Annotated in this window: 17 protein-coding genes; 14 read left to right on the plus strand and 3 right to left on the minus strand. The window is 48.1% G+C overall.

Features of this window, described 5'->3' with window-relative positions:
- Nucleotides 1–105: 105 nt before the first annotated feature.
- Both purB and purC read right to left on the minus strand, forming a co-directional pair.
- Nucleotides 106–1542, minus strand: a complete 1437-nt coding sequence (gene purB, locus U4956_RS13210; protein WP_323091150.1) for an adenylosuccinate lyase — start codon at nucleotides 1540–1542, stop codon at nucleotides 106–108.
- On the minus strand, nucleotides 1539–2255 hold the full coding sequence (purC, locus tag U4956_RS13215; protein ID WP_323091151.1) for a phosphoribosylaminoimidazolesuccinocarboxamide synthase: 717 nt from the start codon (nucleotides 2253–2255) through the stop codon (nucleotides 1539–1541). Before purC ends, purB begins: the two co-directional genes overlap by 4 nt.
- A gap of 861 nt (nucleotides 2256–3116) precedes the next feature.
- On the opposite strand from purC, the gene purE reads away from it, so the two are divergent.
- From purE to U4956_RS13255, 8 genes are all read left to right on the plus strand, one after another.
- Nucleotides 3117–3614, plus strand: coding sequence for a 5-(carboxyamino)imidazole ribonucleotide mutase (gene purE, locus U4956_RS13220; protein ID WP_395529141.1), 498 nt, complete (start codon nucleotides 3117–3119; stop codon nucleotides 3612–3614).
- On the plus strand, nucleotides 3611–7321 hold the full coding sequence (locus tag U4956_RS13225) for a phosphoribosylformylglycinamidine synthase (RefSeq protein ID WP_323091152.1): 3711 nt from the start codon (nucleotides 3611–3613) through the stop codon (nucleotides 7319–7321). The genes purE and U4956_RS13225 overlap by 4 nt, the downstream gene beginning before the upstream one ends.
- Nucleotides 7318–8685, plus strand: a complete 1368-nt coding sequence (locus U4956_RS13230) for an amidophosphoribosyltransferase (RefSeq protein WP_323091154.1) — start codon at nucleotides 7318–7320, stop codon at nucleotides 8683–8685. Before U4956_RS13225 ends, U4956_RS13230 begins: the two co-directional genes overlap by 4 nt.
- A 1-nt stretch (nucleotide 8686) precedes the next feature.
- Entirely contained in the window at nucleotides 8687–9718 is a 1032-nt protein-coding gene (purM, locus tag U4956_RS13235) for a phosphoribosylformylglycinamidine cyclo-ligase (RefSeq protein ID WP_323091155.1), read from the plus strand.
- Nucleotides 9715–10302 carry a phosphoribosylglycinamide formyltransferase gene (gene purN / locus U4956_RS13240; RefSeq protein ID WP_323091156.1) on the plus strand — a complete coding sequence of 196 codons (588 nt, stop codon included), beginning with the start codon at nucleotides 9715–9717 and terminating at the stop codon, nucleotides 10300–10302. Before purM ends, purN begins: the two co-directional genes overlap by 4 nt.
- A gap of 311 nt (nucleotides 10303–10613) precedes the next feature.
- A complete protein-coding gene (gene purH, locus U4956_RS13245; protein WP_323091157.1) occupies nucleotides 10614–12146 on the plus strand; it encodes a bifunctional phosphoribosylaminoimidazolecarboxamide formyltransferase/IMP cyclohydrolase in 1533 nt (510 codons plus the stop codon).
- A 13-nt stretch (nucleotides 12147–12159) separates the two neighbouring features.
- Complete coding sequence (gene purD / locus U4956_RS13250; protein WP_323091159.1) at nucleotides 12160–13407, plus strand: phosphoribosylamine--glycine ligase; 1248 nt, start codon at nucleotides 12160–12162, stop codon at nucleotides 13405–13407.
- Nucleotides 13394–15061 carry a formate--tetrahydrofolate ligase gene (locus U4956_RS13255; protein WP_323091160.1) on the plus strand — a complete coding sequence of 556 codons (1668 nt, stop codon included), beginning with the start codon at nucleotides 13394–13396 and terminating at the stop codon, nucleotides 15059–15061. Before purD ends, U4956_RS13255 begins: the two co-directional genes overlap by 14 nt.
- A gap of 520 nt (nucleotides 15062–15581) precedes the next feature.
- Here the strand turns inward: U4956_RS13255 and U4956_RS13260 are convergent.
- Nucleotides 15582–16445, minus strand: coding sequence for an FRG domain-containing protein (locus U4956_RS13260; RefSeq protein ID WP_323091161.1), 864 nt, complete (start codon nucleotides 16443–16445; stop codon nucleotides 15582–15584).
- Nucleotides 16446–16857: 412 nt separating this feature from the next.
- Between U4956_RS13260 and U4956_RS13265 the strand changes: the two genes are divergently transcribed.
- The 6 genes from U4956_RS13265 to U4956_RS13290 all read left to right on the plus strand — a co-directional run bounded on the left by U4956_RS13265 (nucleotide 16858) and on the right by U4956_RS13290 (nucleotide 23212).
- The gene (locus tag U4956_RS13265) at nucleotides 16858–17802 is read left to right on the plus strand and encodes a magnesium transporter CorA family protein (protein WP_323091163.1); all 945 of its coding nucleotides are present in this window, start codon (nucleotides 16858–16860) and stop codon (nucleotides 17800–17802) included.
- A 264-nt stretch (nucleotides 17803–18066) separates the two neighbouring features.
- A complete protein-coding gene (gene purF, locus U4956_RS13270) occupies nucleotides 18067–19452 on the plus strand; it encodes an amidophosphoribosyltransferase (RefSeq protein WP_323091164.1) in 1386 nt (461 codons plus the stop codon).
- A gap of 60 nt (nucleotides 19453–19512) precedes the next feature.
- Complete coding sequence (locus U4956_RS13275; protein WP_323091165.1) at nucleotides 19513–19710, plus strand: FeoB-associated Cys-rich membrane protein; 198 nt, start codon at nucleotides 19513–19515, stop codon at nucleotides 19708–19710.
- Nucleotides 19711–19895: 185 nt separating this feature from the next.
- Nucleotides 19896–21143: an aminopeptidase gene (locus U4956_RS13280; protein WP_323091166.1), complete on the plus strand. Its 1248-nt coding sequence runs from the start codon at nucleotides 19896–19898 to the stop codon at nucleotides 21141–21143.
- Nucleotides 21144–21198: 55 nt separating this feature from the next.
- The gene (locus U4956_RS13285) at nucleotides 21199–22911 is read left to right on the plus strand and encodes a DUF2812 domain-containing protein (RefSeq protein WP_323091168.1); all 1713 of its coding nucleotides are present in this window, start codon (nucleotides 21199–21201) and stop codon (nucleotides 22909–22911) included.
- A gap of 136 nt (nucleotides 22912–23047) precedes the next feature.
- Entirely contained in the window at nucleotides 23048–23212 is a 165-nt protein-coding gene (locus U4956_RS13290) for a hypothetical protein (protein WP_323091169.1), read from the plus strand.
- Nucleotides 23213–23417: the final 205 nt, after the last annotated feature.

Consider the following 23417-nt stretch of genomic DNA (forward strand, 5'->3'; position numbering starts at 1 on the left):
GAAAAAGACCAGCCCGTGAAGCTGGTCTTTTCTTTATCGTTAGTTTTATCTGTTCAAGCCAGGGTCTGTCAAAGACAATCAGAAGATGGACTTTTTCCTTTTGTGCTAAACGTTGATTTCAGCAGTTAAAGCGGCAGCTTCTGGGTGCTTTTCAAGAATTGGATCGACAACGTTGGTGAAGAATTCAACTGTCTGTTCTGGCGCACGGCCCACATACAGCGATGGATTCATTCTGGCCTGCAGATCTTCGAGAGTTAATGGGAAACGATCATCGTTGGCAATTCGTTCAAGCAGATCGTTTTCCAGACCGAATTCTTTGACCTGACGTGAAGCGGCCATGGAGTGAACACGAATGGCTTCATGCAGTTCCTGACGGTCCCCACCGGCTTTCACGGCATCCATCATAATGTTTTCGGTTGCCATGAATGGCAGTTCTTTGCGCAGGTCAGCTTCGATGACTTTTGGATAGACAACCAGACCGTCGGTGATGTTCAGGTAAAGATCCAGAATGGCATCAGCAGCCAGGAAACCTTCGGCAATGGAGATTCGTTTGTTGGCCGAGTCATCAAGCGTTCTTTCAAACCACTGGGTGCTTGCGGTCAGTGCCGGGTTCATGGTATCGGAAATCAGATAGTTGGACAGGGCAGCCATGCGTTCAGAACGCATGGGGTTGCGCTTATACGCCATGGCAGAAGAGCCGATCTGGCCTTTTTCAAAGGGTTCTTCCATTTCCTTTTTGTGCTGTAAAAGCCGCAGGTCATTAGAGAACTTATGGGCGGACTGGGCAATTCCCGAAAGAGCCTGAAGAACCTGCGTGTCATATTTACGCGGATAGGTCTGGCCGGAAACCGCAAACCAGTTGTCATAGCCCATCTTATGGCAGATGCGCTCGTCGATTTCAGCTGCTTTGGCACTGTCGCCATCAAACAGCTCTAAGAAGGAAGCCTGGGTTCCAGTTGTTCCTTTCTGACCCAAAAGCTTTTTATTTTCCAGCAGCCATTCGATGGTTTCGTAGTCCATCACCAGATCCTGAGCCCATAGCGAAGCGCGTTTTCCGACTGTCGTTGGCTGCGCAGGCTGGAAGTGGGTGAAGGCTAAAGCGGGCATGTCTTTATAGGTCATGGCGAACTGTTTTAAGCGGGCAAGGACAGCAGCGATCTTGTTTAAAAGCAGTTCAAGACCTTCATGCATGATGATCAGATCGGTGTTGTCGCCCACATAGCAGCTGGTTGCCCCTAAGTGAATAATGCCTTTGGCATCAGGAGCCTGCAGACCATAGGCATATACGTGGCTCATCACATCGTGGCGGACAATGGCTTCGCGGGCCTTGGCGTCCTCGTAGTTGATGTCGGTCGCGTGCTCTTTGAGCTGGGCAATCTGCTCATCTGTAATTGGAAGTCCCATTTCCTGTTCCGCCTGGGCTAAGGCGATCCAGAGTTTGCGCCAGGTCTGGAATTTTTTCTCTTCAGAGAAGAGGTACTGCATTTCCTTGCTGGCATAACGTCCGGCAAAAGGGGACTGGTAGACTGTATGGTTACTCATTCGGCATCAAACCCCATCCGGGCGAAGACTTCCTGATAAGCGCCTTCTGGATTTCCCAGGTCGCGGCGGAAAGTATCTTTGTCCAGGTGTGCGCCGGTCTTGATATCCCAATAGCGGCAAGTATCTGGAGAAATTTCATCGGCTAAAACGATGGTGCCGTCAGTTGTTTTACCGAATTCGAGTTTGAAGTCGATCAGTTCAATACCAATTTCTTTAAAGAATTCTTTGAGAACTTCATTGACTTTAAATGCATACTCAGTGATCGTGTCGATATCTTCCTGGGTTGCCGCTCCGATGGCTCTTGCCATGTAGGAGTTGATCAGTGGATCGCCCAGATCATCGTCTTTGTAGCTGAATTCGAGTGTAGAGCATTTCAGTTCTGTTCCTTCCGGGATGCCCAGACGTTTGGAGAATGAACCCGCAGCTTTGTTGCGGATGATGACTTCCAGAGGAACGATCTGTACTTTTTTGACCGCAGTTTTGCGATCGTCGATTTCTTCAACTAAATGAGTTGGAACGCCTTTCTCTTCCAAAAGCTTCATCAGGTAGTTGGTCATCCGGTTGTTGATGGCGCCTTTTCCTTTGATGGTGCCTTTCTTCAGACCGTTGAATGCTGTTGCGTCATCCTTGTAATCCACGATCAGGATTTCAGGATCTTCAGTGCGGAATACTTTTTTTGCTTTGCCCTCATAGAGCAGTTCTTTTTCTTCCATGGTTTTCCTCCTCATAAACGACTTCATTATATCGAGGGGGCAGAGTGATTCAATGAATTGTTGGTTTGAAAGAGAATTATCTATTTCTTTCTGTTTCCATTGGCTTTCAAAGCGACAAGGTGAGTTCATTCTAAGCGTTTTCAGAACCTTCCATTGAAATGACGCCAGGTTTTGTCTAACATGAATCTCGCAGAGAATCTGCAGCTTTTGGAGGATAAAGTTATGGTCATGACTTTAGTGAACAAAAGTAGAATATTGAAAATATGCATCTTTTAGCGTACCTGCAAGACCGGTGCGCTTTTTTGACGTCCAATCGAACAGACAATGGAAAAATTGCCTGCCTATGAGCGGACAAAATCCAATATGACCCTGAAATTCATCGCGATGCCTCTTATATGCTCAAAGTAAATGAAATTCAATCATCCGTTGCTGTGCGCTAAAAAGCCATAGTGTTGTGAATTGTATCAATATTATGGAAATAAAGTGGAATAGCAATTGAATCGAATCACAGTTATGGTAACGAAGCGGTCAAAACTGAAAACCAAAACCTGTTAAAACCAGAAAATAAAGAAAGCCTTTTATGAAAATCTCACTTTTTGGGCGGTTTTGATTCAGTCTGTTTCGTTATGGCTTTGACACCATTTCGGGATTGTCAGCCTGAAACCCATAACAAAGTTCATGAAACAATCTGAAACAGGTTCCATGCAAGAGAATTCCAGACTCTCTGGTTTCTCTCTTTCCAGAGGAAAGCAAAATGGATTTGTTTCCTTGTGGGATATCATTTCAAGGGTGTATTTCATCAAAAGAGATTTCAGCTGACTGACTGTAGAGCCAGTTTTAAGAAAGGATCAGATAAAGGAAATGGAAAACGCAAAAGTATTGGTTGTGATGGGAAGCAGATCCGATCTTCCTGTCGTCCAGGCATGCCTTGACCAGCTTAAGGATCTTGAAATTCCTTATGAAGCCAGAGTGCTTTCAGCCCACCGCACGCCGGATGCTGTTCTCGAACTGTCCAGAAACGCAAAGAAAAATGGCATTCAGGTGATCATCGCCGCCGCTGGCGGTGCTGCGCATTTAGCGGGGGTGCTGGCCAGTTCAACCATTCTGCCCATCATCGGCATTCCCATGCAGACAAGTGCCCTGGGTGGAATGGATTCCTTATTATCCACCGTCCAGATGCCAGCCGGCGTTCCGGTTGCAACGGTGGCCATTGGAAAAGCCGGGGCCAAAAATGCCGCAATTTTAGCCGGCCAGATGATCGCGCTTGGTGATCCGGCTTTGGCTGAGCGCATTCGCACCTTTAAAGCCGATCAGGCCGCAAAAGTTCTGGAAGGATCCAGACTGGAGGAAGAGGAATGAACACTCGGCGCCTGATCAAGAAAAAACCGGCGTATCAGATTGAAAGCCAGTCTTTGCAGCAGACTTTGATCAAAGATTTATCACTCAACCCGGATTTCGGGTTAGAGATGTATGTCATTTATGATATTTTCAATGCCGACGCCAACGATATTGCTCTGCTTGAAGAAAACGTCATTGCTGAACCGGCGGTTGATGAAGTGTTAGAAACAGTCGATACCACCGGCAAGCATGTGCTGGCCTTTGAATATCTGCCTGGTCAGTATGACCAGCGTGCGGATTCGGCCATGCAGTGTCTGATGCTGCTCAACAATAAAAAAGATGTTCGCATTCACTCGGGCACCCTGATGGTGATGGACCATGTAAATGATGATCAGCTGGCCGCCATCGAGCATTACATGATCAACCCGGTCGAGTCCCGCAAGAAAAATATGGAGATCCTGGATGATTCTCAAAACGTGGCCATTCAGGATGTGCCGGTTCTTGAAAGCTTTATCGACTTTGACAAAGATCAGCTTGAAGCCCTGCGTTCTTCCATGGGTCTGGCCATGTCTTTGGAAGATCTGGTTTTCATTCAGGACTACTTCAAAAACCAGGAACACCGCAATCCAACCATGACGGAAGTCCGGGTTCTGGACACCTACTGGTCTGACCATTGTCGTCACACCACATTCGAGACCATTCTCAAAGACGTTCATTTCAACAATGAAACCTTCAACGAACAGATTGAAGCGGCCTGGAATGCTTACCTTGATCTGCGTAAAGAAAACAACCGCACCGATAAGCCAGTCACGCTGATGGATCTGGCGACCATTGCCGGCCGTACCTTACGCAAGCGCGGCAAACTCGATGACCAGGAAGTCAGCGATGAAATTAATGCCTGCTCTGTGGAAATCGAAGTCGATGTCAATGGCGTAAACGAACCCTGGCTTTTGATGTTCAAAAACGAAACGCATAACCATCCAACCGAAATTGAACCATTTGGCGGCGCGGCGACCTGCATTGGCGGCGCAATCCGTGACCCGCTGTCGGGCCGCAGCTATGTTTATCAGGCCATGCGCATTACCGGGGCGGGCGATATCAATGCCCCATTGTCCGAAACGCTCGAACACAAACTGCCGCAATCCAAAATTTCCAAAACGGCTGCCCGCGGTTACTCCTCTTATGGAAACCAGATTGGCCTGGCAACCACTTATGTTGAAGAAATTTTCGATCCTGGCTATGTAGCCAAACGAATGGAAGTCGGCGGCGTGGTTGGAGCGGCCCCGAAAAACCATGTCAAACGTGAAAAACCAGCTGCCGGGGATGTGATCGTCTACATCGGCGGCGCGACTGGTCGGGATGGAATTGGCGGGGCGACTGGTTCTTCCAAAGAACACAACGATACCTCACTTGATACCTGCTCCTCTGAAGTCCAGAAGGGAAATGCGCTGATGGAGCGCAAACTGCAGCGTCTGTTCCGCAATCCGGATGCCACCCGCCTGATCAAGAAGGCCAACGACTTTGGCGCCGGCGGTGTTTCGGTCGCTGTTGGTGAACTGGCGGATGGTCTGATCATTGATCTGGATGCTGTCCCTGTGAAATATACCGGCCTGGATGGAACCGAACTGGCCATTTCTGAAAGCCAGGAACGAATGGCTGTCTGCATCGCGAAAGACGATCTGGATGCGTTCCTGAAAGAATGCGAAAAAGAAAACCTGAATGCGATTAAAGTGGCTGACGTTATTGAAGAACCCCGTCTGATCATGAATTGGCGCGGGGATACCATTGTCGATCTCGACCGTCACTTCCTTGATACCAATGGAGTCCGTCAGGAAGTTGAAGCCATCATTGAACCCGGTGAAGAAGTCTGCAGCCCATTTGCAGCCAAAGAAGACGCAAATGCAAAAACCCTTCAAGAGGTCCTGATCGAAGCCAATACCGCTGACCAGAGTGGTCTGTCTGAAATGTTTGATGCATCCATCGGAAAGAGCACAGTTCTGATGCCATTTGGCGGCAAAACGCAGCATACTCCGGAAATTGGTTCGGTTCAGAAACTGCCAGTCGATGGATTTACCACGACCTGCTCTTTAATGACTTATGGCTTTGATCCAAAACTTTCGCGCTTTTCGCCATGGCTTGGATCCCAGTATTCCGTCATTGAAGCACTGGCAAGACTAGCTGCTTTAGGCGCTGATCCATTTAAAGCCAGACTGTCCAACCAGGAATATTTCGAACGTCTCAATAAAGATCCTGAAAAATGGGGGTATCCTTTACAGGCACTGCTTGGTCTTGTCAAAGCCCAGCTTGAATTTGAAACCCCGGCCATCGGCGGTAAAGATTCCATGTCCGGAACCTTCAATGATCTCCACGTTCCACCAACACTGATCACGTTCGCAGTCACAACGGCTAAAACGGATGACATCATCGCTGGTGAATTCGTTGGGGCAGATCATCCAGTTTACCTGCTCAAACATCAGCCGCTTGAAAATGGCGAGCCTGATTATGAAGCTTTGCGCGAAAACTTCAGATCTTTTGCCAACGCCCACAAGGAAGGCAAAGTTCTTTCGGCCCGCACCATTAAAGATGGGGGCGTTGGAGCAGCGGCTGCCATCATGAGCTTTGGCAACGAAATCGGTGCAGACATCAAAACCGATGAACCCTACAGCTTTAATCTTGGATCTTTGATTGTTGAAACCACTGAACCCATCGAAGAGAAAAACTGGATCCGTCTTGGCACAACCAATGATTCCCATACAATTGCCATCAACGAAGAAAAGATGGCCATTCCGGAAGCGTATGCTTTATGGACATCCCGTTATTCCGGCCTGTATCCACGCACCGTGGCGCACGAAAATGTTGAGATCGATACCCCGCTGGCCAAAGGTGAACGCCGCTATTCCAAAGTTAAAGTGGAAAAGCCAGTCGTTGTCATTCCAGTTTTCCCAGGCCAGAACTGCGAAATCGATACAGCCGCAAAATTCAGCCGGGCCGGCGCTGATGTGCATACAGTTGTCTTTAACAACCTTGATGTTGACCACATCACAAAATCGATTGACCAACTGGCTGCTGAAATTGAAAACGCCCAGATCTTCATGCTTGTCGGCGGTTTCTCGCTGGCGGATGAACCAGATGGATCCGGTAAATTTATCGTTTCCGTTCTGCGCAACCCGAAAATCAAGGAAGCCCTCAATACCATGCGGGCCAATGAAGGTTTGATTCTTGGAATCTGCAATGGATTCCAGGCTCTGGTCAAATCCGGCCTGCTTCCATTTGGCGATCTCGATAAAGAGGGAAGTGAACTGGCCACCCTGTTCCATAACGACATCAACCGTCATGTCTCCCACGTGGCCAGAACCCGCATCACCTCCAACAAATCACCATGGCTTCAGGAATTCGAACCAGGCCAGATCCATTCCGTTGCCATTTCCCATGGCGAAGGAAAATTCATGGCCGATCCACAACTGCTCAAATCCCTGGCTGAAAATGGACAGATTGCTACGCAGTATGTCGATGAAAACGGGAATCCAACCATGAATGGCGAAGACAACCTCAATGGATCCAGCCTGGCCATTGAAGGAATTCTGAGTGCGGATGGCATGATCTTTGGCAAAATGGGCCATTCGGAACGTTATGAAGATGGCTTGTTCCAGAACATTGCGGGGGATCGTGACCAGAACATCTTCGCTTCCGGTGTTCACTTCTTTACACACGAAGGAGAAGAAAATTGAAGTCCCATCAGAATTCAGCCGGCTTAGCAGCGGCCTGGAATGTTTCGGATGCCTCGAGTGTTGTTTACTATCTGCTGCACGGTTTGCAGCATCGAGGTTCGGACAGCGCCGGGATTGCCAGCGGTAATGGCGAAACAGTCAAAGTCTATAAAAGCTTTGGCATGCTTGCGGAAAGTTTCAACCCTGAAAAACTGGCTGAACTCGATGGCCAGTACGCTTTAGGCCAGGTCAGGATGGCCACCGAAAGCGATATGGGAACCGCAAATTTGCAGCCACTGATGGTCAGAGCCCATCAGGGCTCCTTTGCGATCGCAACAGCCGGCATGATTTCCAATGCCCCAAGTCTTCGCAAACACATGGAAGCAGACGGCCTGATCTTCCAGGGCACTTCGGATGCGGAAGTCATCACCCACCTGATTCAGATGGCTCCGGGCAAGCTGGTCGACAAAATTGAAACGGCAACCCAGATTCTCAAAGGCCCATACGCCTTTATCCTGATGACCCGCCACACGATGTATGCCGTGGTCAGCCGACTGGCGATCAGTCAGCTCTATTACGTGCCGTATCAGGATGGCTATCTGTTTGCATCCGAAACCTCAGCCTTTGGCATGTTTGATGTTGGCAAACCCATTGCCATTGAGCCAGGACAGATGATTTTTTTGGGGCGGCATGGCTTTACGACCAGACAGATGGATGTCGGAGCCAAATATCCATGCGCCATGGAGGCGGTCTACTACTCAAGAGAAGATTCGCTGTTCAAAGACCAGTCGGTGCATAAAATTCGGCAGAAACTTGGCGAGGCTTTAGCAAAAGGGGAAAGCGAAAAAGCCGATATTGTTATCGGTGTGCCGGATACAGCCATTTCGGCTGCTGCCGCCTTCGCCAGAGAACTGAAGATTCCCTATGAAATCGGCTTGATTAAAAACCGGTATGTCGGCTCGACATTCGTAAGACCGATCAAGGAGCAGAAGGAAAAGGAGATCAACACCCGCCTGAATGCCATCAGCTCGATTGTCAAAGGCAAATCTGTCTTCCTGGTTGATGACTCCATTCAAAAAGGCAAAACGGCTTCCTTTCTTTGCCGATTATTAAAAGAAGCCGGGGCAAAAGAAGTCCATCTGCGCATTGCCTCGCCAGAAATTAAGCATTCCTGTTTCTATGGCACGGAATATATGGATCAAAGCAAGCTGATTTGCGCGAACTATGATCTCGATGAGATGAAAGAGCTGTTTCACGCCGATTCGCTTCGCTTTTTGAGGCTGGAAGATTTTGAAGAAATTTTAGGGGATTCAATCTGTACCGCCTGCATGAGCGGCCGGTATTTTGGCAAACTTTACGACTATGACCCTGGAAAGGAAAACTGAAATGGCAGATCAATATAAAGCAGCCGGCGTTGATTTAGAAGCTGGCTATGACAGTGTCCGCCGCATTAAATCGCATGTGGCCCGCACCAAAGTTCCAGGCGCGATCGATTCGATCGGCGCCTTTGGCGGTATGTTTGACTTAAAAGAGGCCGGCCTGCATGACCCAGTTCTGGTTTCCGGAACTGATGGCGTCGGCACCAAACTGATGCTCGCTTTTGAAATGGACAAACACGATACCATCGGCATCGATGCCGTGGCGATGTGTGTCAACGACGTTCTCGTTCAGGGAGCAGCGCCGCTGTTTTTTCTGGACTACATTGCGGTTGGCAAAAACCATCCGGAAGTGATCGAACAGATCGTCAAAGGAGTAGCCGATGGCTGTGTTCAGTCCGAATGTGCACTGATCGGCGGCGAAACCGCTGAAATGCCAGATATGTATGATGTTCATCATTATGATCTGGCGGGGTTCTGTGTTGGCGGCGTCGATCGCGATAAGCTGCTGACCAATGAAAAAGTCAAGGCCGGCGATGTGCTGATTGGACTGCCCTCTTCCGGCGTTCATTCCAACGGCTTCTCGCTGGTGCGCAAGGTTCTGTTTAAAGACAACCGCCTCGATGCCCATGCTGAATTTGAAGAACTGGGCGGAAAACGTCTGGGGGATGTCCTGCTGGAACCTACCCGTATCTATGTCAAACCGGTAAAACACCTCTTTGGCAAAGCTGACCTGCACGGGATGGCGCACATTACCGGCGGTGGTTTCTTTGAAAACATTCCGCGGATGCTTCATGAAGGCCAGGGAGTATCGATCAACCTTGACAGCTTTCCAAGACCCGTGATCTTTGACTTCATCCAGAAACGTTCCAACGTTACCGAACAGGAAATGTACAACGTCTTCAATATGGGAATTGGCTTTGTCATTACGGTTGATCCATCTCAGGCAGTCCTGGTTCAGGATCTGCTCAAAGAAGTCGGCCAGGAAAGCTTTGTGATTGGTGAAGTCACAGATTCTGGAAAGGTAGAACTTCATCGATGAAAGCGATCGTTTTTGCCTCCGGAAGCGGAACAAACTTTGACGCCCTGGTCAAGGTCAGCCGGCAGGGAAAGCTGGATGTCGATCTGGCTGGCGTCGTCTGTGACAAAGAACAGGCGCCTGTCCGCCAGAAAGCGGTCACCTATGGACTGCCGGAACGCTGGTTCAATCCCAAAGCCTATCCCAGCAAAACGGAATACGAAAAAGCGATTCTCGAATGGCTCCATGAGCTGGATGTGGAGATGATCATTCTGTCCGGTTATATGCGCATCGTCGGCAAGACCCTGCTTGATGCCTATCCAAACCGGATCGTCAATCTGCATCCGGCCATGCTGCCCAATTTTCCGGGCGCTCATGCCATTCGCGACGCTTATGAGGCGAAAGTGCCTCAGACCGGCGTGACGGTTCATTATATTGATGAAAATATCGACAGCGGACCGATCATTATCCAGGAGTCTGTGGCGATTGACCCGGCATGGACTCTTGATCAGCTGGAAACTGCCGTTCATGCCAAGGAGTATGACCTGTTCTATCGGGGGATCAACCAGGCAGCTAAAGATATTGCCGCCCGCAAATCCAACGATTAATCGACTGCAGGCAAGGGCAAACCCATAAGGGATAAGCGTAAAGAACGTATAAGCGAACAAAATTTTAACGATCAAAAATGCAGGTGGATTTCAATCTATCTCGCATTCCAACCATTCAGATCGACTCTGCTTGAAGAGATCTGGCGGATTTCTTCAAGCAGATTTCCTTATTGAAAAGATGGAGTTGTCATGGGCTTACCGATACGATTTTTTTGATCCATATACATATTGATCCTAATAAATGTGGAATCCTTTGAAAGATCGTTTCGGTACAGATCCAGGACAATCAAGAAATCAGAAGAGGAGAGACTATGAAAAGAGCACTGATCAGCGTTTCCGACAAAACAGGCCTGACCGATTTTGCGGCTGGGCTGGTAAAGGCCGGATACGAAATTATTTCCACTGGCGGAACGCGCAAGGCACTGGAAAATGCAGGCATTTCCACGATTTCGATTTCCGATGTAACTGGCTTTCCAGAAATCATGGACGGCCGGGTAAAAACCTTGCATCCAAATGTACACGGCGCTTTGCTTTGCGTCAGAGATAACCCTGACCATGTCAGACAGATTGAAGAACTGGGCATCCAGAACATTGATCTGGTCTGCGTAAACCTGTATCCATTTAAAGAAACGGTTCAGAAACCAGGCGTCAGCCATGAAGAGATTATCGAAAACATCGATATTGGCGGACCAAGCATGCTGCGCTCCGGATCCAAGAACTATCGCTACATTCCTGTCATCTGCGATCCGGCTGATTACGACAAGGTTCTCGAAGAAATCAATACGCTGGGCGAAACGACGCTTGAAACCCGTGAACGTCTCGCTGCCAAAGTTTTCCGTCACACCGCCCGTTATGACACCATGATTGCCGACTACCTGACCAAGAAAACTGGCGAACAATTCCCGGAAAGCATGACCATTACTTTCGACAAAGTACAGGATCTGCGCTATGGCGAAAATCCACACCAGCATGCAGCCTTCTACAAAGGCATGAATCCCCAGTACTCTCTTGCCAACGCTAAACAGCTGCATGGTAAAGAGTTGTCCTATAACAACATTCAGGATGGCAACGCGGCCATTGAAGTTCTCAAAGACTGCCAGGGCCATAAGGCTGCTGTTGGTCTGAAACACATGAATCCCTGTGGTGTCGGCATTGGCGAAACCATCAATGAAGCCTGGGATAAAGCTTACGATTCTGACCCTGTTTCCATTTTTGGCGGTATCGTTGCCCTCAACGACGAAGTTGATGAAGAACTGGCTGAAAAATTAAGCAAGATCTTCCTGGAAATCATCATTGCGCCAAAATTCTCCGATGCAGCGCTGGAAATTCTGACCCGCAAGAAAAATATCCGTCTGCTCGAACTGGATACCACTTTAGAGCCAAACAACACGCTGAAATATACCAATGTCAATGATGGTCTGCTTGTTCAGGATATGGATACTCACCATGTCAAAGTGGAAGATCTCACTTGCCCAACGGACCGTAAACCAACAGATGAAGAACTCGAGCAGCTGCTCTTTGGCTGGAATATCGTCAAACACGTCAAATCCAATGCGATTGTTCTTGTAAAAGACAACCAGACGATCGGTGTGGGTGCCGGCCAGATGAACCGTGTTGGGGCAGCCAAGATTGCCATCGAACAGGCTGGCGAAAAAGCCAAAGGTTCCGTTATGGCTTCTGATGCCTTCTTCCCAATGCCGGATACGGTTGAAGAAGCCGCAAAAGCTGGTGTGACCGCCATTATTCAGCCAGGTGGATCGATCAAAGACCAGCTGAGCATTGATGAATGCAACAAGAACGGCATTGCCATGGTCTTCACTGGCGTCCGTCACTTCAAACACTAATCAGGTACCTGCCATGAAAATTCTCGTAATTGGAAAAGGCGGACGCGAGCATGCCTTAGCGCTTGCCGCCTCTCAATCCACCTTATGCACTGAACTGTTTGCAGCCCCTGGCAATCCGGGTATGGCAGAAATTGCCACCCTGGTGCCGATTGATGACAATCAAATGACTGAATTGGCCGACTTTGCAGCCAGTAACGACATCGATTTAACGATTGTGGGCCCGGAAAATGCGCTGGCTGATGGCATCGTTGACGAATTTGCAGCCCGGGGGCTGAAAATCTTCGGTCCAACAAAAGCAGCGGCGCAAGTCGAAGCCTCCAAAGACTTCGCCAAAGGGCTGATGAAAAAACACAACATTCCAACCGCAGGCTACCAGACCTTTACCGACTATGATGCGGCCTGTTCCTATGTCAAAGAGCATGGAGCACCAATTGTCATCAAGGAAAACGGCCTGAAAGCCGGCAAGGGAGTAACGGTTGCGATGAACGAAGCCGATGCTCTCGAGGCTTTAAAAATTGCCTTTGACATTCCTGGCAACAGCGTTGTCATTGAAGACTACCTCGAAGGCTTTGAATTCTCGTTAATTGCTTTAGTCAACGGCGAAAATGTCTATCCATTAGAGTGTGCCCAGGACCACAAACGTGTCGGTGATGGTGATACCGGTCCAAATACAGGGGGGATGGGAAGCTATTCTCCAGTGAAGAAAATCACGCCGGAACTCGTTGAAGAAACAATGGAAACCATCATGAAACCGATGGCCAAAGCCCTCGTTGAAGAAGGCTGCCCATTTACCGGTTTTCTGTATGGCGGTTTGATGGTGACGGACAAAGGACCACAAGTCATTGAATTCAATGCCCGTTTTGGTGACCCGGAAGCTGAAGTGATTCTGTGCCGTCTGGAAAGCGATTTTGTCAAAGCCATTCTGGATGTCATGGAAAACAAGGAACCAGAACTTGTCTGGACCAACAAAACCAGTCATGGTGTTGTCCTGGCCAGTGAAGGCTATCCAGCCGGAGCGACCAAAGGGGCTGCGATTGAAGGTGTGAATGAGGTCGATGGCCTGGTTTACCACATGGGAACCAAGATGGATGAAGGCAGGCTGTTAACCAACGGCGGGCGCGTGCTGATGGTCGTAACCCTTGCAGACAAACTGGAAGACGCGATGGCCAATACGTATGAAGAAGTTAAGAAGGTAAACTGCGACAAGCTGTTCTACCGTACCGATATTGGAAGAAAGGATCTTGTAGATGGCGAAAACTGATTTAGAGATTGCTCAGGAGTGTGTCCTGGAGCCGATTGATGAAATTGCAAAAAAAGCAGGGATTGACCTGGCTGCCATTGAACCTTATGGCCGCAATAAAGCCAAAGTAGACCTCAATGTTCTGGACCTGGAAGATCGCAAAGATGGCAAACTGATTCTGGTGACTGCCATCAACCCCACCAAAGCCGGTGAAGGAAAATCCACGACAACCGTTGGTCTTGGGGATGCGCTTAACCTCTTAGGCAAAAATGCGATGATGGCTCTGCGTGAACCTTCTTTGGGTCCTGTGTTCGGTCTGAAGGGCGGGGCTGCCGGCGGCGGATATGCCCAGGTTGTTCCCATGGAAGATATTAACTTGCACTTTACGGGTGATATGCATGCGATCACCACAGCCAACAACCTGCTGAGTGCCATGATCGACAACCATCTCTACCAGGGCAATGCACTCAACCTCAACCCTGAAAAAATCAGCTTTAAGCGCTGTCTGGATATGAATGACCGCACGCTGCGTCAGGTTGAAATCGGCTGTGGCGCGAAAGTCAACGGGATTGAACGTACAGATGGTTTCAATATCACAGTCGCTTCCGAAATCATGGCTGCGCTATGCCTGGCTGATGACTTGATGGATCTGAAAAAACGCTTTGGCGATATGTTGATCGGCTACAACATGGACGATGAACCTGTTTATGTGCGCGATCTGAAATGCGAAGGCGCCATGGCCATGGTCATGAAAGATGCCATCAAACCAAACCTGGTTCAGACGCTCGAACACAATCCGGTTTTGATCCATGGCGGACCATTCGCCAATATCGCGCATGGCTGCAACTCTGTCATTGCTACGAAAACTGCTCTGAAACTGGCTGACTACGTTGTAACCGAAGCTGGGTTCGGTGCGGATCTGGGTGCTGAAAAGTTTTTGGATATTAAGTGCCGCATGGCAGACCTGCACCCAAATGCGGTGGTCATCGTGGCCACCATCCGCGCGCTCAAGCAGCATGGCGGTGTTGCCTTTGAAGACCTCAAGGAAGAAAACGTGGAGGCAATGTTAGAAGGCTGTGCCAACCTGGCCAAACACATCGATACAGTAAAACAGTTTGGTCTGCCTTACATCGTTGCGATCAACCAGTTTGACAGCGATACGGAAAACGAAATCAAGGCTCTCGAAGACTGGTGCGAAGCCAATGGCCACCCACTGTCCCTTTCCCAGGTTTGGGCAAAAGGCGGTAAAGGGGCTCTCGATCTGGCCGAAAAGGTGGTTGCATTGTGTGATGAAGAAAACAACTATGCTCCACTCTATGACACTGACGCTTCCATCGAAGACAAGATCACTGCCATTGCCCAGAAAGTTTATGGTGCTAAAGATGTTGTTTTAACGGATGAAGCCAAAGAACAGGTTGAACAGTTCAAAAAGGCCGGCTGGGACAAAATGCCAATCTGCATGGCCAAAACCCAGATGTCCTTAAGTGATGATCCAAAAGTCATGGGCGCACCAAAGGACTTCACGATTACCGTTCGTGAACTGCGTCCATCCTTAGGGGCCGGCTTTATCGTGGCGCTGACCGGTAAAGTTCTGACGATGCCAGGACTTCCTAAACATCCATCCGCTCTGGATATGGATATCGACGAAAACGGCAAGATCACGGGTCTGTTCTAAGCTACAGGCTTTTGGCCAGTCACAGCCCAAATGGTCAATCCCCAGTTTGATCTTAGCTGTTTATTTCTGATTTTATCTGCCCGTTGATCGGATGGCCTTCTTGTGGCGGTCATTCAAACATGAATGAAAGCAGAAGAACATTCCTTTGTTGACCTGGACTGCTGAACTCAGAAAACGATCAAGAACGACTCAGCCATACTTTTCTACAGAAAGACCCTGATTTTTGGATCGGTCTTCTGGATTGGAAAAGTATGGCTTTTTGGCGTTGTCAGACTTTTCAGGCGGTCTGGTCTTTACTTGGCTTGGACAAAAGTCTGGAAGGGCAGGATCTGTTTTGCAGGCAAAAAAGGGATCCAGCCAGGACGGGGATCCCTTTGAAGATTCAATTTGCATTGAGTTGTATGCAGGCAAGAAGACCGGATCTAAATTGCCAGGCAGTTTGAGGTGAAATTTCTGATTGGCTGTCGAGTGAACAAAAAGACAAGGCGTAATCATCCTGGAAGGCGATCGTCCAAAAGAGTCAGAGGGAAGGACGATGTTTATTCATATAATATTGCAGTTGATGTTCGAGATCCGCAAACAGAATTCGTTCATTGATTCCAAGCAGGTCGAGCTGGTCGAGAATTTCGCGCTTATATCTGGCTGGAATGATCAGTTTCTGGCACTGGAATCCCAGTTTGTCCAGATCATCGATGACAAGAGGTGTAAATGAGTATGTATTAAATGAGTATGTATTGTCATGGGTATTTGCAGCAGGATAGGCATTCATGCCAAACAGGAAAAAGGCGCCCTCTTGGGCAATCAGTCGATTGGTAATTTTGCGGGGAATGATCGCGATGACCGGCATGGTCAGGCAATCCAGAATGTCGCCTTCGTCATGAAGAATATGCAGATCGGGGCGGTTTTTCAGCCGCATGAGCATTTCGCTTAAATTCACGTTGTGCGGCGTATATTGAAAAATGTACTCCATGACCATATTGACATGGGGATGATCAGACCATCGAGCCTCAACATCTAAAAAAACATAAATGGCGCCATCATTGTCCATTTCTTTTTCTTTAAAGCAGGCAAAGTAGAGGGCGACCAGCGGGTTGGCCGTAATATCGAGCAGCCGGGTCGGAAAGCCATAATGCTGAAGTTTGGCCAGTATATCTACACGGTCTGCCAAGTTGAATTCATCGGGTAGTTCGTTGAGAATTTCTTTGATCATTGCGGCCTCTTTTTCAAAATAGCCATTCCGATAAAGTGTCGGAATGAGGGGCCAGTCCTTATTGGCCTGACCGCGAAAAAAGGTCTGGCGGACTGCAAAACGTTCTACCGACTCATTCGAGCGCAAAACTTTCAGGTGACTGATGTAGTCAGCGACTGATCTGATTGTATCCATATCTCTTTCTTTCTCCATCTGTACAAAATGCTTTCTTTGCATGAAGCAACTGTATGAAGCAAGGATCTGACATAGCCGGAATCAAGGCAGATGGTATCCGTTTTATGCTTGAAGAAAAGCAATTTTTCATTCTGATTTTAGTTCAAAATGAAAAGAAATGACGATGAATCCAGATTTTTAAGCAAAGATGGTGTTTTTGGCTGACACAAAAAAGGGCAGATCGACGCTTTGGGCAGATAAATCTTCTTTGAGAGTCTGGATAATGAATTTTTACAGGAACCGATACAATAAGAATAACTTGGCTCAGACAAGCAGGAAGCTGCTTTCAAGACAGAAGTGCGGTTAACCCATTCAGAAAGTCAGTCTGACCTTATTTTAGAGAAGAGAGAAAAGCGGAAGTTGGAGGAACAGTATGATCTCTTATTTCATTACAGGCAGTGATGGCCAGCTGGAGCCACTGGAAAAACCAGTGAAAGGCTGCTGGATCAGCGTGGTTTCTCCAAGTCAGGCAGAAGTTGAGCGCCTGCTTGATGAGTTTAAACTGGTTCCGGAGTTTATCAATGCGTCCCTGGATGAGCAGGAAAGTTCATATATCGACCGGGATGAAGAAGCGCATCAGACTCTGGCCATCGTCGACTACCCGGAAGAGGATGATGACTCAGACTGGTCGATTGACACTTTTATTACGCTGCCAATTGGCATCATTTTTACCAGAGACTACCTGTTTACAATCTGTACCCGGGAAAACAGCACCGTTGAGCGCATGGAGCAGGGCAAAGTCAAAAACCTGGACACTCGATACCGGACGCAGTTTTTACTCAATATTCTGCTGCTCATTTCACAGGAATATCTGGCCGATTTGCGGCAGATTGAACGGATTACGGAAGCCACTGAAAAGAAATTGTATGACAAGATGCGCAATAAAGAATTAATTGATATTCTGGTGCTTTCAAAATCACTGATTTACTTTTCTACTTCCTTAAAAGCAGAACAGATCACCCTGGAAAAGATCCTGCGTTCGCGGCAGATTCCGATGTATGAAGAAGACCGGGAACTGCTGGAGGATGTCATGATTGAAATCAGGCAGGCGATTGAGATGTGCAATATCTACTCAGATCTTTCTGCCAAAATGACTGACAGCTTTTCCAATGTCATCAATAACAATATGAATATCATTATGAAAAGACTGACTGTGATCACCCTGGTGATGTCCATTCCGAATATGGTTTACGGTTTTTATGGGATGAATGTCAGCGGACTGCCCTTTCCTTTTGCATGGTTTGCCTTTTTTATCTCCATTGCCCTGGTTGTTGCAGCCTGGCTTTATTTTAAACATAATTCAGGTTTTCGCTCCTGAAAAAATCAGGCAATGCACCGGACAGGAACTGGCTGTGATCGAAGAGGCTTGGATCAGCCGCTTAAAAATCAAGTGGGATTGCTGCGAAAATGATAGCTCTTTATTTGAACAAAACCTTCCGAACTTTCTGTAAATCCTGGGCTTTCTAAGCAGATTTCAGGCCATTTGAACTCTTGTTTTTGTCGATTTGGTAAGATGAATTGGATTCAGAAAAATCCAGACGTCAATCTTAAGAAGATAAAAGAGAAGAGGAGCCAGAAGCTTATGTTTGATGAACTTCATGAAGAGTGCGGGGTCTTTGGAGCCTATCACGTCGACGAAGCCGCGTTTTCTGTTTATTATGGACTGCATTCTTTGCAGCATCGTGGTCAGGAGGCAAGCGGAATTGCAGTGTACCAGGATGGCCGGATCGAAACCCGCAAGGGTAAAGGCCTGACGATTGATGTATTCAACCGTCCGGATCTTGAACAAATGAAAGGACGAACAGCGATTGGCCATGTCCGTTATTCTACAGCGGGCGGCCAGGAGGCTGAAAACATTCAGCCAATTGTCGCTCACGGTCATTCTGGATCGATCGCCATTGTCCACAATGGACAGATTGTCAACGACATGGAACTTCGCGTTGAACTTGAGCAGAAAGGCTGTATTTTTCAGGGAACCAGTGATTCCGAAATTATTCTGCACATGATCATGAAGGAACGGGGCAGTCTGCTTGAACGGGTTGAAAAAACTGCTCGTCAGCTTGAAGGAGCTTTCTCCTTTCTGGTTTTACAGGATGATGTCATCATTGCGGTACGGGACAAATATGGACTGCGTCCGTTAAGCTATGCCCGTAATGGAGAAGGATACATTATCTCGTCTGAAACTTGCGCCTTTGAAGTGCAGGGGATTTATGATCATGTTGATGTCAAGCCTGGTGAGGCTGTGAGCTTCAGCCGCGGCCTGGTCCGTCATCATTGTTATGTTGACCATCCAACTTCCCATATGTGTGCGATGGAGTATATCTATTTTGCCCGTCCAGATTCCGAAATCGAATCGATCAACGTCCATGCTTTCCGTAAGGAAACCGGCAAGATGCTGGCCAGAATGGATGAAGACCTTGATGCTGATCTGGTTATCGGGGTTCCTGATTCTTCGCTTTCGGCAGCCATTGGCTATGCCGAAGAAAGCGGCGTGATTATGGAAAGTGGCCTGGTTAAAAACCGCTTTGTTACCCGCACGTTCATCCAGCCGACGCAGTCTTTGCGGGACCGGGGGGTACGGATGAAACTGACACCAGTCCGGGATGTCGTCGAAGGCAAGTCAATTGTAATGATTGACGATTCGATTGTGCGTGGAACGACTTCCCGGCGCATCGTTTCTTTATTAAAAGAAGCCGGGGCGAAAGAAGTGCATGTCCGCATTGCTTCACCGATTATTACTTCCCCCTGCTTTTATGGGGTGGATACAAGTACCAAAAAAGAACTGATTGGTGCCAATAAGACTGTCGAAGAAATCCGTGAATATATTCAGGCTGACTCGTTGAAATTCATGAGCTGTGAAGACCTGAAAAAAGCGGCTGGTGAAGTCGGTCTATGTACCGCCTGTTTTGATGGCCGGTATTGTTCGCCACTGTTCAGCCACGAAAAAAGTGCCAGAGGGGAAGAGTAGCCTGAAAGCAGAATTCGTTCTTCCAGTTTCTGGCAGACTATGGAAAATGGAGGGGATTGTATGCATTTCATTGACTGGGGAGTGATCCTCATTGTGGTCATCCTCGTGATTGCGGCCATACGCTACAGCCGCAAAAACCGCTGCTCGGGCAACTGTGCAAACTGCCAAACCAGCTGTTCAAGACGAGAACCAGGCAGTGTGGCGCCCTTTGTCGAACGCTATCGCAAGGATCATCCCAAAGAAGTTTCAAAACAATAAATCGATTAAAAACGATAATCACAAATCAATAAGAACGATACAAGAAACAGGTCGGAAAAGTGAATCGTTTCAGGCCTGAAAAAACCTGAAGGGATCCCTCAGGTTTTTTCTTCTGTCAACCTTCGCTTCAAAAAACGCGAACCGATTTGGCAGTAAGAATGCGGATCAGAAATGAAGGAGTGTTTATGAACGAAAGCTACTTAGACAAATTTGCCCGGCTTACCATTGAGCTTGGAATCAATTTAAAGAAAGGCCAGCCTATTGTGATTCGCAGCTCGGCAGATCCCGAACTGGTCAAATTTGCCCGCAAATGTGCAAAAGCTGCCTGGAAAGCAGGAGCGAGTGATGTGTGGATGGACTGGCGCGACAGTGAGATCAGTGCTCTGGAGTATGCGAATAAAGATCTGGAGGCATTCAAAACCGCTCCCGGCTGGAAAGCGGATTTCTATGAAAGTGCCGCCAGAAACAATGCTGCTTTCTTATTCATTGACGGCGATGATCCAGAAGCTTTTGCAAATTCTGATCCAGCCAAAATGGTTACCGCCCGGATGGCGATGAATTCTGCGACCCCAGACTATCGCAGTGGAATCGATAATGGCAGCCTGGCCTGGTGTGTTGTCGCGGCTCCAAGTGCGGGCTGGGCAAAAAAAGTATATCCAGACCTGGACGAGGAAGATGCCGTTGAAACATTGTGGCAGGACATTTTCAGGATCAGCCGGATCAATGAAAACGATCCGATCGAAAACTGGATGCAGCATGGAGCCAGATTAAATGCCCAGATGGACAGGCTCAACCAGGCTGGTATCGTAAAATTCCACTACACCTCATCGAATGGAACCGATTTATGGGTGGATATGCCAGAGGGCGCGATCTTTGTAGGTGGCGCCAGCAAGCTTGCGGATGGCCGTGAAAACTTCTGCAATATTCCAACCGAAGAGTTATTTTCAGCTCCCGCTCTGGATGGCGTCAATGGCAGACTGGAGGCGGTTTTCCCTTTGAATGAAAACGGAAAACTCGTTGAGGGGTTTGGATTTACCTTCAAGGATGGTAAAGTAGTTGACTATCATGCAAGCAAAGGAAAAGAAGTTCTTGATGCCCTGCTCAAGGGTGGAGAAGGGGCAGACCGCCTGGGCGAAATTGCTCTCGTTGACAAGAGCTCTCCAATCCGGCAGGGCAGTCGAATTTATTACAATACATTGTATGATGAAAACGCCGCCTGTCATTTTGCGTTAGGTCAGTCCTATGCAGAATGCCTTCCAGGTGGGCAGACAATGTCCAAAGAAGATCTGAAACAGCACAAAATGAACCAGTCTGAAATCCATGTGGATTTCATGGTCGGTGCTGATGATCTGAACATTGATGGCTATACGAAAGAAGGAAAACTGATCCCAGTCTTTCGCAATGGCTCATTTACGGCTGAATTTGACCTCTAGTCGATAAGTATCTACAATAAGGGGCGAATCAGATTCGATACATAAGGAGAATATTATGGCTGACGATCAGAAAAAACCTTACGGAACCCCTATGGACGATACGATCTTTCAGGATCTTCTCAGTGATTCGAGAATTTCCTCACTGGATATTTCGGAACCTGAATTCGATTCCTTTGATGTGCAATCCGTAATTCAGGAAGCCAGAACGGTCTCGAATACGAAGAAATCCCCCGCAAATCCATTCGGAAAACGAAGCCGGCGCAATAAAGTGCGCAAAGACAACCCTGTCACCTTCAACGAACAGAGTTTCTTTGCCTCCAAGGCTGAGCGTCGTCAGGAGCAGGAAGAACCAACTCCTGCCACCAGCGCTTTTAAAGAATCCAGTCCGGCTGCGCAGCCTGAAGAAAAGACCCAGCAGGCTGATCTTGGTGAACCTTTACAGGGCAGCCAGGAGCCTGCGCAAGCATCGCAGACTTCTTCACAGACTGTTCCGGCTTTTATGCAGACAAGAGAAGAAAGCCAGATGCGCAAGCCCAGGACTTTCTCAGAAATCCTGCACAGCAGCAACTATCAGGAAAACCAGAAAGCACTCGAAAACCTCGATCTTTTTGATGAACCTGTCATCAAAACCCCGCTTTTTGCGCAGGCAGAAGAAGGCGCCCCGACATCTCCAACCCAGCCTTCCGTGGTAATTACCCGCAAAAGCCAGTCTGAACTGTTAAAACAGGCCCAAAACCAGGAAGAAGAACAGCCAGAAGAGGAAATTGCTGCCACGACGGCTGTTGTTGAAGAAGTCATTGAGCCGATAGCTGACAAGGAAGCAAAAAAAGAAGCCAGAAAGAAAAAGAAGGCTGCTGAAGAAGGACTCGAAGAAGATGGGGTTTATGATCCAGGTGCAAGCCTGGTCGATGACTACCACTATGATGAGTACGAAGACAAGAAGCGCTTTTCAACCACGGATTATCGTAAGATCGAAGACTACCTGAACCGTGAATCCGCACAGGGCTTCCACTTCGTTCGCAGTGATGGCAACAAGTACTACTTTAGTAAATCAAAACCTCATGACTACTATTACAAAGTCCTGTACTTTGGCAGAGAGCCAGAAGACAGTTACTGGAACGAGCTTGAAAAACAGGGCTGGAAGCGCATGGAACAGCTGCCGAGCCGTCATAAACGGGATGCTGGCTGGTATATCATGCGCAATGAGAAGAAACCGGGCGAACTGCCTAAAGATATTGAAAATGAAGAAGAAAAGTACCGTTACTTCTCCAAGCTTTCTTCTTCCTGCCGATCAACGATGTTCCTGTTGTTTATCGTTATGGTCTGCTCGGCGATTGCCGTTTTCTTACAGTATTACTTCAAAGGCTATGTGGTTGTGATGGCTGCCAGTGCACTGTTGTTTTTGATTGCTTTATGGATCTTCATTGTTTATGGCCGCATGTTAACCAAGGCTCGCAAACAGGCCTCACTGTTATCTGCCCGGATTCGCCTGGCCCAGAATGATCCGAACTATCTCGCTTTACGCCATGCTGGGGAAAGTGACGAACAGCTCGACGTCGACTGGGCAAAGATGGATGAAGAAGACGGAGCCAAAGAGGCCCGGGAAACTGCCAACAACCCATCCACAGACGAAGATGATGACTCTCTGGAAGAGCGTACGGATGAGGAAGACGAAGAGAGCCAGGACGAAGATGAAGACGAAGACTACGATGATGATGAGGAAGAAGACCGGAAACCTCGCCGTCGCTGGGGGCGCCGTCGCCGCTAGATTTTGATCCGGCAAAGAAATAGCATGGTCAGCTGCGAATACCAACTGTGAAAATCGCAGGCCTGGGGTATTTTGGCGGACGATATTGGTCCATTTTGCTGAAAACAGACCAGAAAATATAGAGAGTGAAAAAAGAGTGAAAGGCAGAAATTTTCTGTCTAACATCCGCTCCAGCGCCATTGCCTCTTCGCTTTGGTGCAGGTGCAAAGCGACTCATCGCATTGATGAAGCCCTGATCCAGAATCAGTCAACAGTCGATGCCCATTCTCACTCTTTAACGAACAAGGACAGCCGCATGTAATTTCGTACTATCCTTTTTTGGCATTCTAAAATTGTAAGTGGTTTTTAAATCGCTGGCTCTAAACCATTGTGTGGATTTTCGGTTCACATAATTGGTTTAGAGCTTTTTTTGATATGTGCTTTTTTAGGCTCTCCAACTCTATCGGGAGCAGCCAGATTACTTGGTCTTGGGATCCAGTGTAAATGTCAGATTCGGCTCGCCAGAG

The organism is Allobaculum sp. JKK-2023, from assembly GCF_034745455.1.
GTDB lineage: Bacteria > Bacillota_I > Bacilli_A > Erysipelotrichales > Erysipelotrichaceae > Allobaculum.

Coding starts and splice junctions, on each gene's coding strand:
- purB (WP_323091150.1), bottom strand. CDS start 1,542: ATGAGTAACCATACAGTCTACCAGTCCCCTTTTGCCGGACGTTATGCC.
- purC (WP_323091151.1), bottom strand. CDS start 2,255: ATGGAAGAAAAAGAACTGCTCTATGAGGGCAAAGCAAAAAAAGTATTC.
- purE (WP_395529141.1), top strand. CDS start 3,117: ATGGAAAACGCAAAAGTATTGGTTGTGATGGGAAGCAGATCCGATCTT.
- U4956_RS13225 (WP_323091152.1), top strand. CDS start 3,611: ATGAACACTCGGCGCCTGATCAAGAAAAAACCGGCGTATCAGATTGAA.
- purM (WP_323091155.1), top strand. CDS start 8,687: ATGGCAGATCAATATAAAGCAGCCGGCGTTGATTTAGAAGCTGGCTAT.
- purN (WP_323091156.1), top strand. CDS start 9,715: ATGAAAGCGATCGTTTTTGCCTCCGGAAGCGGAACAAACTTTGACGCC.
- purH (WP_323091157.1), top strand. CDS start 10,614: ATGAAAAGAGCACTGATCAGCGTTTCCGACAAAACAGGCCTGACCGAT.
- purD (WP_323091159.1), top strand. CDS start 12,160: ATGAAAATTCTCGTAATTGGAAAAGGCGGACGCGAGCATGCCTTAGCG.
- U4956_RS13255 (WP_323091160.1), top strand. CDS start 13,394: ATGGCGAAAACTGATTTAGAGATTGCTCAGGAGTGTGTCCTGGAGCCG.
- U4956_RS13260 (WP_323091161.1), bottom strand. CDS start 16,445: ATGGATACAATCAGATCAGTCGCTGACTACATCAGTCACCTGAAAGTT.
- U4956_RS13265 (WP_323091163.1), top strand. CDS start 16,858: ATGATCTCTTATTTCATTACAGGCAGTGATGGCCAGCTGGAGCCACTG.
- purF (WP_323091164.1), top strand. CDS start 18,067: ATGTTTGATGAACTTCATGAAGAGTGCGGGGTCTTTGGAGCCTATCAC.
- U4956_RS13275 (WP_323091165.1), top strand. CDS start 19,513: ATGCATTTCATTGACTGGGGAGTGATCCTCATTGTGGTCATCCTCGTG.
- U4956_RS13280 (WP_323091166.1), top strand. CDS start 19,896: ATGAACGAAAGCTACTTAGACAAATTTGCCCGGCTTACCATTGAGCTT.
- U4956_RS13285 (WP_323091168.1), top strand. CDS start 21,199: ATGGCTGACGATCAGAAAAAACCTTACGGAACCCCTATGGACGATACG.